14 protein-coding genes are annotated in these 14,928 nt (G+C 62.9%); 2 read left to right on the forward strand and 12 right to left on the reverse strand.

Annotated features, from left to right (window positions below):
- Window positions 1-13 precede the first annotated feature (13 nt).
- From V8P77_RS05615 to V8P77_RS05635, 5 genes are all read right to left on the reverse strand, one after another.
- Window positions 14-763 carry an ABC transporter permease gene (locus V8P77_RS05615; RefSeq protein WP_335911171.1) on the reverse strand — a complete coding sequence of 250 codons (750 nt, stop codon included), beginning with the start codon at window positions 761-763 and terminating at the stop codon, window positions 14-16.
- Window positions 760-1,704 (reverse strand): ABC transporter ATP-binding protein, encoded by a 945-nt coding sequence (locus V8P77_RS05620; protein WP_335911172.1) that lies wholly within the window; start codon window positions 1,702-1,704, stop codon window positions 760-762. The genes V8P77_RS05615 and V8P77_RS05620 overlap by 4 nt, the downstream gene beginning before the upstream one ends.
- Window positions 1,701-2,867: an ABC transporter permease gene (locus V8P77_RS05625; RefSeq protein WP_335911173.1), complete on the reverse strand. Its 1,167-nt coding sequence runs from the start codon at window positions 2,865-2,867 to the stop codon at window positions 1,701-1,703. Before V8P77_RS05625 ends, V8P77_RS05620 begins: the two co-directional genes overlap by 4 nt.
- Before the next feature lie 89 nt (window positions 2,868-2,956).
- Window positions 2,957-3,865 carry a glycine betaine ABC transporter substrate-binding protein OsmF gene (gene osmF, locus V8P77_RS05630; RefSeq protein WP_077977455.1) on the reverse strand — a complete coding sequence of 303 codons (909 nt, stop codon included), beginning with the start codon at window positions 3,863-3,865 and terminating at the stop codon, window positions 2,957-2,959.
- Window positions 3,866-4,062: 197 nt separating this feature from the next.
- On the reverse strand, window positions 4,063-4,338 hold the full coding sequence (locus tag V8P77_RS05635; RefSeq protein WP_335911174.1) for a hypothetical protein: 276 nt from the start codon (window positions 4,336-4,338) through the stop codon (window positions 4,063-4,065).
- A gap of 49 nt (window positions 4,339-4,387) precedes the next feature.
- Between V8P77_RS05635 and V8P77_RS05640 the strand changes: the two genes are divergently transcribed.
- Complete coding sequence (locus V8P77_RS05640; RefSeq protein WP_335911201.1) at window positions 4,388-5,608, forward strand: LysR family transcriptional regulator; 1,221 nt, start codon at window positions 4,388-4,390, stop codon at window positions 5,606-5,608.
- 88 nt (window positions 5,609-5,696) lie between these two features.
- A complete protein-coding gene (locus V8P77_RS05645) occupies window positions 5,697-6,422 on the forward strand; it encodes a copper homeostasis protein CutC (protein WP_335911175.1) in 726 nt (241 codons plus the stop codon).
- 204 nt (window positions 6,423-6,626) lie between these two features.
- Here the strand turns inward: V8P77_RS05645 and V8P77_RS05650 are convergent, their stop codons facing one another.
- The 7 genes from V8P77_RS05650 to V8P77_RS05680 all read right to left on the reverse strand — a co-directional run bounded on the left by V8P77_RS05650 (window position 6,627) and on the right by V8P77_RS05680 (window position 14,805).
- Window positions 6,627-7,646 carry a zinc-binding alcohol dehydrogenase family protein gene (locus tag V8P77_RS05650; protein ID WP_335911176.1) on the reverse strand — a complete coding sequence of 340 codons (1,020 nt, stop codon included), beginning with the start codon at window positions 7,644-7,646 and terminating at the stop codon, window positions 6,627-6,629.
- A gap of 223 nt (window positions 7,647-7,869) precedes the next feature.
- On the reverse strand, window positions 7,870-8,844 hold the full coding sequence (locus tag V8P77_RS05655) for an ABC transporter permease (protein ID WP_025393012.1): 975 nt from the start codon (window positions 8,842-8,844) through the stop codon (window positions 7,870-7,872).
- Window positions 8,845-8,871: 27 nt separating this feature from the next.
- Window positions 8,872-10,425: a sugar ABC transporter ATP-binding protein gene (locus V8P77_RS05660; RefSeq protein WP_335911177.1), complete on the reverse strand. Its 1,554-nt coding sequence runs from the start codon at window positions 10,423-10,425 to the stop codon at window positions 8,872-8,874.
- Between the two features lie 108 nt (window positions 10,426-10,533).
- Complete coding sequence (locus tag V8P77_RS05665) at window positions 10,534-11,523, reverse strand: ABC transporter substrate-binding protein (RefSeq protein ID WP_129417803.1); 990 nt, start codon at window positions 11,521-11,523, stop codon at window positions 10,534-10,536.
- 207 nt (window positions 11,524-11,730) lie between these two features.
- The gene (locus V8P77_RS05670) at window positions 11,731-12,177 is read right to left on the reverse strand and encodes an RbsD/FucU family protein (protein ID WP_335911178.1); all 447 of its coding nucleotides are present in this window, start codon (window positions 12,175-12,177) and stop codon (window positions 11,731-11,733) included.
- A 9-nt stretch (window positions 12,178-12,186) separates the two neighbouring features.
- On the reverse strand, window positions 12,187-13,206 hold the full coding sequence (locus V8P77_RS05675; RefSeq protein ID WP_335911179.1) for an aldo/keto reductase: 1,020 nt from the start codon (window positions 13,204-13,206) through the stop codon (window positions 12,187-12,189).
- Between the two features lie 96 nt (window positions 13,207-13,302).
- Window positions 13,303-14,805 (reverse strand): UxaA family hydrolase, encoded by a 1,503-nt coding sequence (locus V8P77_RS05680; protein WP_072639773.1) that lies wholly within the window; start codon window positions 14,803-14,805, stop codon window positions 13,303-13,305.
- Window positions 14,806-14,928 lie beyond the last annotated feature (123 nt).

The raw sequence follows: 14,928 nt of genomic DNA on the forward strand, positions 1-14,928 counted from the left end.
GGTACCCGTCCTCTTAGGCCGCGCGCAAGCCGATTCTTCTGGTGATCGCCGCTTCGACGAGGCCCATAGCGTCATAGATCAACACCGCCATCAGGCCGACGATCAGGCCGCCCTGCAGGATGAAGGCGGTATTGTCGGAGATCAGCCCGGCGATAATGACTTCGCCGAGGCCCTTGGCCGCAATCGTCGAGCCGATCGTCGCCGTGCCGATATTGATCACGGTCGCGACCTTCAGCCCCTCGAGGATCAGCGGCAGCGCAAGCGGCAGCTCGACGCGCCACAGCCGCTGCGTGCCGTTCATGCCCATGCCGTCGGCGGCATCGAGAACCTGCGGCGAAACCTGCTTCAAGCCGGCGACGGTGTTTTCGAAGATCGGCAGCAGGCCGTAGAGAAAGAGCGCGATCAACGTCGGCATGGCGCCGAAGCCGGTCGCGGGAACGGCGAGCGCCAGCACCGCGACCGGCGGAAAAGTCTGCCCCGCATTGGCGATGGCGCGCGACAGCGGCAGGAAGTCAGCCCCGCTCTCCCGCGTCACGAAGATGCCGCCGACAACGGCAAGCACGGCGCTGCAAACGATCGAGCCGATCACCAGCTGCAGATGGCCGGCGGCCAGCGAAGCAAGGCTGTTCTGCGTATAGACGGGAGGCGCATTGTTGCTGGTCAGCGGCGTGAGAATGAAGGAAAGCCACTCCGTCCTGAACAGCAGGATGAGCAGCAAAGCCAGCGCCGCCAGGCGGAAGAGATTGGCAACGACGAGCTTCATGCCTTGCGGCCCAGTTCGAGCAGCCGCGTCATCGAGATCGAACCAACGGGTGCCTTTTGCGCATCCTGCACCGCCGCCTCGTCGACCCCCTGCCAGATCATTTCGGCCAATGCATCGCGCAGACTGAGCGATTGCGGCAGGGAATAGGCGAGACCGTTCTTGGCCGGCTCCATGCTTTCCTTCAGCGGCAGCAGCGACATCAGCTTCAGCGCCCGGTCGGAGGTGCCGGTCAATTGCTGCACGAAGGGATCGGCGGGTTCGGTGAGGATCTTTTCCGGCGTCGAGCATTGCAGCAATCTGCCCTCGCTCATCACCGCGATCTGGTTGCCCAGATGGAAGGCCTCATCCATGTCATGGGTGACGAGAATAACCGTCGTGCCGAACTGCTTCTGGATCGCCAGGAGGTCGTCCTGCGCCTTGCCGCGGATGACGGGATCGAGCGCGCCGAAGGGCTCGTCCATCAAAAGCAGCTCCGGTTCGGCCGCCAGCGCCCGGGCCACACCGACGCGCTGCTGCTGGCCGCCGGAGAGCTGATGCGGATATTTGTCGGCAAAGCTTGCCGGATCGAGATTGAAAAGCCCGAGCAGTTCCTCGACGCGTTTGGCAATGCGCGCGGAATTCCAATCAAGGAGCTGCGGCACGGTGGCGATATTCTGCGCCACGGTCCGGTGCGGAAAGAGGCCGTGCCCCTGGATGGCATAGCCGATCTTGCGGCGAAGCTCGGTCACCGGAACGTCCATCACATTCTGTCCGCCGACGAAGATCTCGCCCTCGGTGATCGGCACCAGCCGGTTGATCATCCGCATCAGCGTCGATTTGCCGGAGCCAGACGTGCCGACGATGACGGTAATCTCGCCCTTCTCGACACGCATCGAGACGTTGTCGACGACGGTGGCGGCGCCATAGCGCTTGGTGACGTTCCTGATCTCGATCATGGTCATGCGGCAGATCCCCGGATGCTTTCGATGACCGCATCGAGGATGACGGCCGATGAGAAGGCGAAGAAGACGGTCGGCACGGCGCCGAGCAGGACGAGGTCCATGGCCGTCTGGCCGAGCCCCTGGAAGATGAAGATGCCGAAGCCGCCGCCGCCGATCAGTGCGGCGATCGTCACCATGCCGATCGCCTGCACCAGCACGATGCGGATACCGGTCAGGATAACGGGAAAGGCGAGCGGCATGTCGATGCGGGTCAGGATCTGCCAGCGTGTCAGCCCCATGCCCGCCGCGGCGTCCCGCACCGAGGGATCGACGCCCTGCAGGCCGACGACGGTGTTGGCGACGATCGGCAGCAGCGAATAGAGCACCAGCGCAATCAACGCCGGCGCCGTGCCGATGCCGCGAATGCCGATGGCGGCGGCGAACGGCACATGGGTGGCGAGGTAACCGAGCGGCAGCATCAACAGGCCGAAGAGCGCCAGACTGGGGATCGTTTGGATGAGGCTCAGCCCCTGCAGCACGATGGCGCGAAGCTTCGGCACCCAGAAGCAGAGGATGCCGAGCGGCAGGCCGAGAATAATGGCGATGGCAAGCGAGCCGAACGCCAAGAGCAGATGCGAGATCGCTTCGGTCTCGAACTGCGGGGCCCGTGTCGAAAATTCCTTCATGATCGAAAGGCTGTCGAGCAGGCCGGAGGAGAGCGAGATGAAGAGCAGCGCCGTATAGGCGGCAAGGGCTGCGATCCGCATCCAGGGCGCCAGGCGGATCTTCACCAGCGCATCCGATATGACGAGGCCGATCACCGCAAACAGCACCCAGAAGCCGCCGCCGGGCGTCATGCGCGCCACCGTGCTGCCGGGCGGCGTTGCCGCGGTCGAGACGAGGCCGATCGCAACGATCAGCGCCGCAAGGCAGAGTGTGGCGATGGCAAGCCGCACGATTGCATGGCGCAGGAACAGCGTCGCGAAGGCGGTGAGGATGAGTAGCACCGTCAGGATGATCACGGAGGGCTGGGGAAGAAGCTGCATCAGCAGCATCGGCTTGCCGGCGGCGATGCGGTTCGCCTTCACGTAGATGAAGGGCATCAGTGCTGTCGCCGCGATGCCGCCCGCCACCAGAACCACGCCGAGCCGGTCCAGCTTGCGGACCGCTAAGGTTTCTTCCATGAAATCCCAATCCTGTCTGGCCAACCCTTTCAGCCCAATCCCATCAGCAAAGGGAGGCTCCGCCCGTAATCGGGCGGAGCGGGCAATGACTACTTCAGGAAGCCCTTTTCCTTGAGATAGGCTTCGGCGACCGATTTTGCCGGCTCGCCGTCGACCTGGATCTTGGCGTTGAGCTTGCGCAACTCGTCGGCAGTCAGGCTCTTAAAGATCGGCGACAGCACTTCCTCGATCTTCGGATTGGCCTTCAACACCTCTTCGCGGATGATCGGCGTCGGGGCATAGACCTGCTGCACGTTCTTGTCGTCTTCGAGAACGGTCAGTTCGGCCGCTTCGATCGCGCCGTCGGTGCCGTAGACCATGGCGGTGTTGACGCCGTTCGTCTGGTCGGCGGCCGCCTTGATCGTCGCCGCCGTGTCGCCGCCGGAAAGCACGACCATCTGGTCGGGCTTCAGCTGAAAGCCGTAGGTCGTCTGGAAAGCGGGAAGCGCGCCGGCCGAATTGACGAATTCGGCGGAGGCGGCAAGCTTGGCGGCACCGCCGCCGGCAACCCATTTGCCGAAGTCCGTGAGGCTCTTCAAGTTGTTCGGGCCGGCGACGTCGCTGCGCACGGCGAGCGCCCAGGTGTTGTTGGCAGGCGACGGCGTCAGCCAGACGATCTTGTTGGCATCGTAATCGAGCTTCTTCGCCAGCTCATAGCCCTGGTCGATGTTCTTCCAGGCGGCGTCATCGGCCTTGTTGAAGAAGAAGCCGGCATTGCCTGTATATTCGGGATAGATGTCGATTTCGCCGGCGGTGATCGCCTTTCGCACCACCGGTGTCGCGCCAAGCGCGATGCGGTCCTGCGTCTTGATGCCGTTCGCTTCAAGAGCGAGCGCGATGACGTTGCCGAGCAGCGTGCCTTCCGTGTCGATCTTCGACGAGACGACGACGTCGGCGGCGTGGGCCGCACCCGCTGCGAAGGCGGAGAGCGAAACGGCAAGTGCGAGTTTCTTCAGCATGGAAAGTCCCCTTTTTCAAAAACCGTTGACCTACAGCGCTGCACGTCTTTCGGACGTGCAAGGACGTTGTAGCACTTTGAATTGCTGCATAATTTTATCTTAAATCGATACCGATTTAAGGAATTATGCAGTGGCCCAAGCCCCGGGCGGGAGGCCTGCGCATAGGAAATCCGCCGGCGAAGGCGGTGAGGCCGCCATCATGCCGGAAATGCGTGCGTGATGGAAATAGCGTGCATGCCTGAAAAAGCGATGCAAGCCCCCTCCAGTATTTGCGGTCGCGGCACGATTATGGCGGCGAATGCATCTCCACGCGCGGAAATGCATTCCCTTTTCCAGGGCCGGCGCGATCTGTTTTTGTCCCCTTGCGTGTTTCCACGGTATTCCGGTGCTATTCTGCGGATTTTCCGCCGCCCGGATTTTTTGATGACGAAACGATAGCCCGCCTCTTTGGAAGCAGGGATATCTTTTTTCATGAACACATCATATCGTCCGGTTTTTCCAGCGCTTTCCGGAGGCGGCCGTTTGCACCTTGGTGCCCTGTTCGTTGCAAGCCATGTCCTGACCTCCGGCTCGGTCCGCGAGACCGCGCGGTGTTTCCAGCTGTCGCCCTCGACCGTCTCGACGGCAATCCATAACCTCGAGACCGAACTGGCGATGAAACTGACGGAACGCGCCTCCGGGGAGCTGGCGACGCTGATTGCGAGCGGCAGGGTGCTGGAAGGCCTGGAGCCGATCATGGCTGCGATCGGTGAGCTCGGCCAATGGGCCGGCCACGACGGCGCCGGCGCCGAGATCGACGAGGCCTGGACGTCCCGCATTCCCGTCAAGATCGTCACGATGGAGCGGTTTCTCGAAGTGGCCGATCAGGGCAGCATCAACCGGGCCGCCCGCCGCCTTCGCCTCGGTCAGCCACAGCTTTCGCTTCAGCTTGCCAATCTTGAGAAATTTCTGAGGCATCGCCTGTTCGAGCGCCAGGCGCAGGGATCGGTGCTGACGGAAGAGGGCAGGCGCGTCTACCAGATCTTCATGGCGATCAGCCAGGCGTGGAACGATCTGAAATCATCGGCCGACGAGCGCTATCGGCGCACCGCCCGGTCGCTGCGCATCGGCTCGATCATCCCGACCGGCTCGGAAAGCTGGGTGGCGCGCTGCCTGGGCTCGCTGGTCTCGGAATGGAATGTGCGCCGCGACAACAATGCGATTTCGCTGGTCTCGATGACCGCCGACGATCTGCGCGAGGCGCTGAAGAGCGGCCGCATCGATGTCGCGATCCTGGATTCGGTCTTCGGGCTGGAAAACTTCCGCCATCGCGAACTGCTGCAGACCGAGATGGTGGTGATCGCTCCGCCGGATAGTACCGGAACCAGCGTTGCCGATCTCGTCGCCGGCCATCCGATCTGCATGCCCAGCCCGCGCACCGGCCTCGGCCATGCGGCCATGGCCTTCAGCTACGAACGCGCGCCCAACCGGCGCCTGCGCGGCCAGGATATCACCGCGGCGGATTCGCTGCCCGTGATCGTCGACCTCGTCGCCAACCATGGCTACGTTTCCTTTCTCGGCCGCGTCAGCGCCATGCCGATTGCCGACAAGGTGCGTATCGTCGATCTCGACGAGCATCTGCCGATGTCCTATCACGTCGCCTTCAACCATCGCAAAGCCGCCGCCGATGCCTGCACAATGATCATCGAGGCGGCGGCGAGAATTACGTCGGAAGCGGTCGTCAAAACCGCAGCCGTGGCTTAAGCCGCGGCGGAGTTAAATCAGAGAAGGCGAGCATGACGACGAAAAGCGCTGACACTTTTCGGCATCATGCTCCAGGGGAGACTGCAGCGTGACGATCTTGCTGGAAGTGTGCGTGGACAGCGCCGAAGGCCTTGCCGCCGCGATCGAAGGTGGCGCCGGGCGCATCGAGCTCTGCTCGGCGCTGGAGCTCGGCGGCCTGACGCCGGTGCCGAGCCTGATGCGGATCGCCGCCCGCGCAGCCATTCCGGTTTACGCGATGATCCGCCCTCACGCCGGCCCCTTCATCTTCGATGGGGCAGACGAGGAGGCGATGATGATCGATATCGATGCCGTGCGCGCCGCAGGTCTCGCCGGCGTCGTCATCGGCGCCAACCGGCCGGATGGCACGCTCGACATGCCGTTGATCCACCGTTTGAAGGCGCATGCGACCGGCCTCGGCTCGACGCTGCATCGCGCTTTCGATCTGGTGCCGGATGCCGACCAGGCGCTGGAGCAGGCGGTCGAGCTCGGCTGCGAACGCATCCTGACCTCCGGCTGCGCCCTGAAGGCCGCCGACGGCATCGAAACGCTGAAACGCATTTCGGCAAAGGCGGCCGGACGGATCGCCATCATGCCGGGCAGCGGCATCCGCCCCGCCAATGTCGGTGAAATATTACGGGCGACCGGCGCCCGCGAAGTACATGGTTCCTGCAGCTCGCCCGTCGAAAGCCGCGATCCGCGCGCCGTGGCTTTTGGTTTCGAGGCGAAAAGCACGAACAAGACCGATGTCGCGATTGTCCGGCAGATGCGCAAGGCGATTGAGGCGGGAGTTTAGCGACCGCGGCTTGCCCCTCATCCGGCTGCCGCCACCTTCTCCCCGCTCGCGGGGCGAAGGGGATATGTCGAGACCTCTCCGTCCCCCGCCCAGCTCTCGCAGGGCACGTCCCCTCGCCCCGTTTTACGGGGAGAGGGTTAGGGTGAGGGGCAGCCGCCGGCGCGAAGCGCACGGAAATCACGTCACGCTTTCGCTGGAAACGCCCTAACCACCAATACTGATCACAGCCTTGATCAACCCGTTCTTCTCATGCGCCCAGCGCGCGAGATCGCGCGGCGCATCGGCAAGCGTCGTTCGGTGGGTGATGAGTTTGTCTACCGGCACCAGCCCTATGGCGATCGAATCCGCCACATGCTCGAAATCGACGCGGGTGGCGTTGCGGCTGCCGATTACCATCATCTCGCGTTTGTGGAATTCGGGATCGGAAAAGCGGATATCGTCCTTGACGACGCTGACCAGCACCAGCGCGCCGCCATGGGCGACGAAGGAGAAGGCCTTCTCCATCGAAGGCCCGTAACCCGTCGCATCGAAGACCACGTCGAAACCGTCGCCATTGGTTTTTTCCCGGACGGCCTCGGCTGTCGCCTCGTTGGCAACGATGCCGGAGGTGAAGCCGAAACGCTCGGATGCCATCTGCAGCCGCTCGGTGCTGGTATCGAGCAGCGTCACCTCATGGCCTGCGATGCGCGAGAAGATCGCCGCCCCGAGCCCGATCGGCCCGGCGCCGATGACGAGCGCCCGTGCTCCCGCACCGGTCGTCGAACGGCGCACCGCATGAGCGCCGATCGCCAGGAACTCGGTCGTCGCCGCCGCCTCGAGACTTAAGCCTTTGGCGGCATAGAGGTTCTCGGCCGGTACCGAAATCTCCTCGCAGAAGGCGCCGTCCGTATGGACGCCGAGCACCTTGATATTGGTGCAGCAATTCGGCTTGCCCTGGCGGCAGGCGACACATTGCCCGCAGGAGAGATAGGGATTGACGATAACAGGCGTTCCGACCGCGATAGTGACGCCGTCGCCCGCTTCCAGCACTGTTGCCGAGATCTCGTGCCCCATCACCCGCGGATATTCGAGGAAGGGATGTTTGCCCTCGAAGATGTGGTAGTCGGTGCCGCAGATGCCGACATGGCTGACGGCAAGCCGCACCCAGCCGGCGGCGGGAGCCGCAGGTGACGGACGCTCGACGATATCGAGCACGCCGGGCTCCCGGCAAAGAACTGCTTTCATGACGGGTCTCGCATTCTTCGTTCTTTACTCTCTGTCGTGCCACTGCTGTTCGGTACGTGCGGATAGCTGCCCCTCACCCTAACCCTCTCCCCGTAAACGGGGCGAGGGGACGTGCCCTGCACGACGTCAATGGGGACGGAGAGGTTTGCGGCATTTGCCCTTCTCCCCGCGAGCGGGGAGAAGGTGGCGGCAGCCGGATGAGGGGCCGGCTGTCTCTTGTCGCTCAATTGCTTCGGCGGCGGCGCAGCTGGTCGAAGAACACGATCACGATGATCAGCAGACCGGTGATGATGCGCTGCCAGAAGGAGTTGACGTTCAGAAGGTTCGCGCCGTTGTTGATGGTGGCGAGAATGAAGGCGCCGATCAGCGGGCCATGCACCGAGCCGACCGCGCCGAACAGGCTGGTGCCGCCGATGACGGAGGAGGCGATCGCCTGCAGTTCCCAGCCGTCGGCCTGTGTCGCATTGCCGATGGCGATGCGCGAGGCGAGCAGCACGCCGACGAAGGCGGCGAAGGAGGCAGACAGGATATAGGCGAGGTAGATCATGCCCTTGACGTTGACGCCGGAAAGGCGCGCCGCCTCGGCGTTCGAACCGACCGCGAAGAGATACCGGCCCCAGCGGCTCAGATGCAGGAAGATGAAGGAGGGGACCGCCACCAGGATGACCATCCAGAACAGGCTGGGAATACTAAGCAGATCGGCGCGGGCGAAATTGCTGAAGCCCTCATTGGTGATGTTGATCGTCGAGCCGTTGGTGATCAGCAGACCGATGCCGCGCAGCGATGTCAGGGTTGCCAGCGTGATGATGAACGGCGGCAGGCCCATATGCACGATGCCGAAGCCATGGAAGGCGCCGATCGCCACACCCATCAGCAGCGTCAGCGCGATCGCACCCCAGACCGGCACGCCCGCCTGCAGCAGCCAGGCGATGATGACGGTGCAGAAGCCGACGATGGCGCCGACCGAAAGGTCGATGCCGGCGGTGATGATGACGAAGGTCTGGCCGAGCGCCAGAATTGCCGTCATCGCGCCCTGACGCAGCAGGTTCGAAATATTGAGCGGCGTCCAGAAGCTCGGGGTGACGACGCCAAGCACGATCCAGAGGAAGATCAGCAGGCCGATCAGCGTCAGGCCGAACAGGATGTTCATTTTCCGGCGCGGCGGCGGCGCGACGATTTCGGTGGGGGTGACAGTCATGAATTTTCTCCCTCTTATTCTTCTGGCTCAGACGCCGATCGCTTCGCTGAGCACTTCTTCATGCGTCGCCGCGTGATAATCATGGCTCGCGACGATTTTGCCGGCGCGGAAGACGTGCAGCCGGTCGGCCAGTTCGTAGACCTCGGGCAGGTAGGAGGAGATCAGGATGATGCCGGCGCCCTCCTTCAGAAGCTTGGCGAACAGCCGGTAGATTTCCGCCTTGGTGCCGACGTCGACGCCGACGGTCGGCTCGTCGAAGATGAAAAGCCGGGCGCCATGGCTCAGCCACTTACCGATGACGATCTTCTGCTGGTTGCCGCCCGACATGCTGGAGGCCGGAACGCGCCGGCTCGGCGTCTTGATGCTGAGATTGCGGATCTGCTGGTCGGCATTGGCCGATTCGCGCGCGTGGTTGATCACCGGTCCGTGGCTCAGTCGCCCGAACACCGGCAGGTTGATGTTGAGGCCGATCGGCAGGTTGAGGCAAAGCCCCTGGTCGCGCCGGCTTTCCGGCGCCAGCGCAATGCCGAGCTCCATCGCCGTGCGTTCGTTGCGGATGTCGACACGCTTGCCCATCCATTCGACATCGCCCGATGTCGTCGGCTGGCGGCCGTAGAGCCCGAGCGCAAATTCGCTGCGCCCGGCGCCGATCAGGCCGTAGAGCCCGACGATCTGTCCGGCCTTGACGCTCAGCGACACATCTTCGAAGCCCGGGCCGGAGAGGCCGTTGACAGTAAGGATCGTCTCGCCGATCGCAATCTCTTCCTTGTGGTAGATCTGTTCGATCGAGCGGTTGATCATCAGCGAGATCAGCTCGGCATCGTTGGTCTCGCCGATCAGGCGCGTGCCGACATGCGTTCCGTCGCGCAGCACCGAGACACGGTCGGCAAGCTCGAAGACTTCCTCCATGCGGTGGCTGATATAGACGATGGTGACGCCTTCGCCCTGCAGGCGGCGGATCAGCTTGAAGAGCTGCGCCGATTCCTGACGGGTGAGATAGGCTGTCGGTTCGTCGAAGATCAGGAACTGCGTGCCGCGCATCGCCGCGCGCGCGGTTGCCACCAGCTGCTGCTGGCCGATGGTCAGCTCGCTTAGCAGTGCACCCGCCGGCAGGCCGAAGCCGAGATCGTCGAGCACGGCCTGCGCCATCTTCTCCATCTGCTTCTTGCGCATCAGGCCATAGCGGTTGACCTCGTCGCCGAGGAAGAGATTGGCGGCGACCGTCAGGTGCCGGCAGAGCACGACCTCTTGGTGGACGGCGTTGATGCCGCGGGCGATCGCCTCGTTCGGCGTCGACAGTCCTACCGATTGGCCACACCACAGCACTTCGCCGGCGGTGCGGGTGATGACGCCGGTCAGCAATTTGATGAGGGTGGATTTGCCGGCGCCGTTTTCGCCGACGATGGCGTGGATTTCGCCGGCGAGAAAGGTCAGCGTCGCTGGCTTCAGCGCCTGCACATGACCGTAATTCTTCTGCAGGCCCTTGAGTTCGAGGATAGGCGATCCGGTGGGAATTCGATTGGCTTCTTTCAGCGTCGCACTGTCATCATGGCGATGACTGACCTCTTCCAGTCCGATCATGGGACCTCTCCTCCTTGTGTCGCGTCTGCTCTCCATCCCCCGCAAAACATAGCACGGATGGAAAAGGCCGCGCCGGTTTTTGAAGACGGCGCGGCCTATTAGTCTTTGTTACTTGATCTTCGGGTTCAGCAGCGCGTCGATCTTCGGATCGGCCATATTCGCCTTGGTGACGAGGTTTGCGCCGGTGTCGACATTCTCTTCGACCTTCTCGCCCTTGGAGACGGCAAGCGCGGTCTTCACGCCGTCATAACCCATGCGGTAGGGGTCCTGAACGACGAGGCCGGCAATCGCGCCATCCTTGAGGAAGCCGACCGTCTTGTCGTCGCTGTCGAAGCCGATGACCTTGATCTTGTCGCCGAGCTTGTTTTCGGCGATCGCCTGGCCGACGCCCTGCGCCATGATCAGGTTCGAGGCGAAGATGCCGACGAGGTTCGGGTTTGCCGTGATCAGGTCGGTCATCATGTTGAGGCCGGTCGTTGCCTGGCCGTCGCCGTATTTGTCGGCGATCACCTTCAGGCCCGGATACTTGGTCTTCACCTGATCCAGGAAGCCTTCGCGGCGCTGTTCCAGCGAGCCGACGCCCGGAAGGTTGGTGAGGATGACGACTTCGCCCTCTTCCTTGCCGGTGGCGCCCTTGATAGCGGCGGCCAGACCGTCGGCGGCGATGCGGCCGCCTTGAACGTTGTCGGTCGTCAGGAACGACTTGAACGCCTTGGAGTCAGCACCCGAGTCGATGCCGATGATCGGAACCGACTTGGCCGCTTCATCGATCGGCTTGCCGAGCGCCTTAAATTCGGTCGGAGAAATGACGATGGCCGCCGGCTTGCCGGCAACGGCGTTCTCAAGAATGCTGATCTGGCCGTTGACGTCGGATTCGGCCTGTGCGCCGAGTTCCGGCACGTTGACGCCGAGATCCTGGCCGGCCTTGCGGGCGCCGGCCAGAACGATCTGCCAGTAGAAGGACGTCGTGTCCTTGACGATAATCGGGATCGTCACGTCGGCTGCAAACGACGGTGCCGGCATTGCCGTGGCGATAACTGCGGCGCCCGCAAGCGCGGTAAAGGCGCGGCGGGACAGAAGGGATTTCACGAAACTCATAAGGGTTCTCCTCTCAGGGTGCGTTCTCCTCCAATAAATCGGCCGCTGAACGCAGGCGGACGATTTTTATCGATAAAAAACATTTGCCAGGTGAAGCTAGCCGAGGCGCAATCAAATTGCAAGAGCGCCAAACCGGCTTTTTTTCTTTGGTAAACTCCCGCCAAGCAACTGATTTTATTCCAATACCAAGATACCCTAAAATAGGGATCAGGCCATATCGACCTCGTGCGGATGCACGACGCCCTTTTTCAAAATCAGGTTGCCGTACAGCCGGAATTCCGTCGTCGCGACGATATAGGTCGCCTTGCGGGCCATCGCGTAAAAAGCAAAACGCTCCACCGGCACGATGCGGAAATCGCCGGCGTGCTTGGAAACGATCTTCTGGAACTCGGTGCAGACCTCCGGAACCGCATCGGGATCGCCGACCACTTCCATCCGCCACGCCGCTTCCGGCACGAACGTGTCGAGCGGCATATGCGTCAGGATGGCCTCGGCCATGTCAGTGGCGCTGACGCCGTCGGCGCGAATGACCGGCGGGCCCATCGAGCCCGAGGGAAAATTGGCGTCCGATATGACGATATCGTCGCCATGCCCCATGGTCTTCAGCGCATGGAGCAGGTCGGGGCCAAGCAGCGGATGAATACCCTTGAGCATAATCTCTCCTCAGACTCGCACGGCTTCGGCGCCGAGCGGCGGCGCGACCAGCGTATAGGGTTCGAATTCGGCATAGATCTCGTCGGCAAGCCGCGGTTCGACGATCTCCATGTTGCGCGTCAGGCTCGAAGGCTTGGCCGTGCCGATCAGCACCGATGCGACGATCGTCTCGCGCAGCGGAAACTGCAGGGCGGGAGCCGCCAGCGGCACGCCGTGGCGTTTGGCGATCGCCTCCATGGCGCCGACCTTGGCAAGCACGTCGTCATCAGCCGGCATATAGTCGAAATGCGAACCCGGCACCGGACCGGTGGCGAGTATGCCGGAGTTGAAGACGCCGCCGACGACGAGCGAGGTGCCCTTCTCTCGGCAGAGCGGCAGCAGTTCGGCGACGGCCGAGCGGTCGAGCAGCGTGTAGCGGCCGGCGAGCAGAATGCAGTCGAGATCGGAATGGCGCATGACGTCGAGGCAGACCGGCACTTCGTTGACGCCGAGGCCGAAGGCCGAGATCGCGCCAGACGATTTGAGTTCCTCCAGCGCCTTCACGCCGGAATCGAGAAACTGCTTCTGGTGGACCGCATTCTTCGCTGCGCCATGTGTGTAGACGCCGAGGTCGTGCACATAGAGAATATCGATGCGGTTGAGGCCGAGCCGCGCATAGCTGAACTCGACCGAGCGCATGATGCCGTCATAGGAATAGTCGTAATCGGCATCGAAGGAGAGCGGGTCGACATAGCTGTAATCAGGCACGGTGCCGGTCGGCACCGGCCGAAGCAGCCGGCCGACCTTGGTGGAAAGCACGTAACTGCCGTCCGGCTGGTCGCGCAGGAAATCGCCGACCCGACGTTCGGCGAGGCCAAGCCCGTACCAGGGCGCCACGTCGAAATAGCGGATGCCGCTGTCCCAGGCCGCCTGCAGCGTGTCCATTGCCTGCTCGCGCGGGCAGGCGCGGTAGAGACCGCCGAGAGCGGCTGCGCCGAAACTGATTTCGGTCACCTCCAGCTTGGTCTTGCCGATCCGTCTCGTCTTCATCATTCCTCCTCACGAAGAAGCTGAAACTATCTATCTGGAGCAATCCCAGGAAAAGTGTGAAGCGGTTTTACGTCCGGGATTGCGTAAAAACAAAGATTACAGCGTCGCACCGAGATGCCACGGCACGAATTCATTGTCGCCATAGCCGAAGAGCTCGCTCTTGGTCTTCTTGCCTGATGCCGTATCGACGATGAGGTCGAAGATCTCGCGGCCCTTGCCGCTGATCGTCGCGTCGCCGGTGGCGATCGTGCCGCAATCGATGTCCATATCCTCTTCCATCGAGGCATAGAGCGCCGAATTGCTGGAAAGCTTCAGCGACGGCGCCGGCCGACAGCCAAAGCAGCTGCCGCGGCCTGTGGTAAAGGCGATCATGTTTGCCCCGCCCGCCACCTGGCCGGTCGCCGAGACCGGGTCGTAGCCTGGTGTGTCCATGAAGACGAGGCCGGGGGCCGTGACCCGCTCGGCATAACCATAGACCGCCGTCAGCGGCGAGCGCCCGCCCTTGGCAACCGCGCCGAGCGATTTTTCCAGAATGGTCGTCAGCCCGCCGCGCTTGTTGCCGGGCGAGGGGTTGTTGTCGAGCGAGGCGCCGTGCAGGGCGACGTACTGCTCCCACCAGGCGATCTTGTCGTCGAGCTTCTTTGCCACCTCGTCGCTGACGGCGCGGCTGCGTAGCAGATGTTCCGCACCATAGATTTCCGAGGTCTCCGAAAGGATCGCCGTGCCGCCGGCGGCTGCCAGCAGGTCGGCCGCGACACCCAGCGCCGGATTGGCGGTGATGCCGGAAAAGCCGTCCGAGCCGCCGCATTGCAGGCCGATGATGATCTCACCGACCGACATCGGTACGCGCTTTTCCTTGCCGACATCGGCGGCAATTTCGCGCAGCATGCCCATGGCGCGCTCGACCGCGCGGCGTGAGCCGCCGGCATCCTGGATGTTGAAATGCCGCTTCGAGGCGCCTGCACCACTCTGGCCGTAAAGCGTCAGCTGATTGACCTCGCAGCCGAGGCCGATCATCAGTACGCCGCCGAAATTTACATGCCTTGTGTAGCCGGCGAGCGTCCGGTGTAGCACGTTCATGCCGTCGCCGGTCGAGCTCATGCCGCAGCCCTGGTCGTGCACGATCGGCACGAAACCGTCGATGCCTTCATAATGCGGCAGGATCGTCCGGTTCGCCTCGTCGGCGATCGCCCGGCAGACCGTGGTGGAACAGTTCACGCTGGCAATGATGCCGATATAGTTGCGGGTCGCCGCCCGCCCGTCGGCGCGGCGATAGCCCATGAAGGTGCGCCCGACGTCGTCGGCAGTGGCCGTTTCAGGCGCCGAATTGGCGGTCGCCGCCAGCCGGTCGTTTTCGAAATGCAGGTTGTGGCTGTGCACATGGTCGCCGGCCTTGACCTCGGCCGTGGTGCGGCCGATCGCCTGTCCGTATTTCACCACGGGCGAACCGAGCGGAATATCCGCTATCGCCACCTTGTGGCCGGGGTCGATCTTCTCACGGGTCTGAATGCCGGCAACCGTCGAACCCGGCGCGATTGCCGCCGTTGCGACCGCGACATTGTCGCCGGCCGAAAGGATGATCCAAGGCAGTTTGTCCAAGTCTCTATCTCCCTGGGAAAGGCTCGCTACATCGGCGAAAGCGCATTGATTTTGTTTTTTATCTACAATAAACATTTTCAAGTCAACGGGGAATATTGATCCTGTGGACGAGGGAGGCAATGA

It is taken from the genome of Rhizobium aouanii, from assembly GCF_037002925.1.
Lineage (GTDB): Bacteria > Pseudomonadota > Alphaproteobacteria > Rhizobiales > Rhizobiaceae > Rhizobium > Rhizobium aouanii.

What these genes read in the sequence shown, in the direction of transcription:
- V8P77_RS05615 (WP_335911171.1), bottom strand. Translation starts at nt 763, where the DNA reads ATGAAGCTCGTCGTTGCCAATCTCTTCCGCCTGGCGGCGCTGGCTTTG.
- V8P77_RS05620 (WP_335911172.1), bottom strand. Translation starts at nt 1,704, where the DNA reads ATGACCATGATCGAGATCAGGAACGTCACCAAGCGCTATGGCGCCGCC.
- V8P77_RS05625 (WP_335911173.1), bottom strand. Translation starts at nt 2,867, where the DNA reads ATGGAAGAAACCTTAGCGGTCCGCAAGCTGGACCGGCTCGGCGTGGTT.
- osmF (WP_077977455.1), bottom strand. Translation starts at nt 3,865, where the DNA reads ATGCTGAAGAAACTCGCACTTGCCGTTTCGCTCTCCGCCTTCGCAGCG.
- V8P77_RS05635 (WP_335911174.1), bottom strand. Translation starts at nt 4,338, where the DNA reads ATGAAAAAAGATATCCCTGCTTCCAAAGAGGCGGGCTATCGTTTCGTC.
- V8P77_RS05650 (WP_335911176.1), bottom strand. Translation starts at nt 7,646, where the DNA reads ATGAAAGCAGTTCTTTGCCGGGAGCCCGGCGTGCTCGATATCGTCGAG.
- V8P77_RS05655 (WP_025393012.1), bottom strand. Translation starts at nt 8,844, where the DNA reads ATGACTGTCACCCCCACCGAAATCGTCGCGCCGCCGCCGCGCCGGAAA.
- V8P77_RS05660 (WP_335911177.1), bottom strand. Translation starts at nt 10,425, where the DNA reads ATGATCGGACTGGAAGAGGTCAGTCATCGCCATGATGACAGTGCGACG.
- V8P77_RS05665 (WP_129417803.1), bottom strand. Translation starts at nt 11,523, where the DNA reads ATGAGTTTCGTGAAATCCCTTCTGTCCCGCCGCGCCTTTACCGCGCTT.
- V8P77_RS05670 (WP_335911178.1), bottom strand. Translation starts at nt 12,177, where the DNA reads ATGCTCAAGGGTATTCATCCGCTGCTTGGCCCCGACCTGCTCCATGCG.
- V8P77_RS05675 (WP_335911179.1), bottom strand. Translation starts at nt 13,206, where the DNA reads ATGAAGACGAGACGGATCGGCAAGACCAAGCTGGAGGTGACCGAAATC.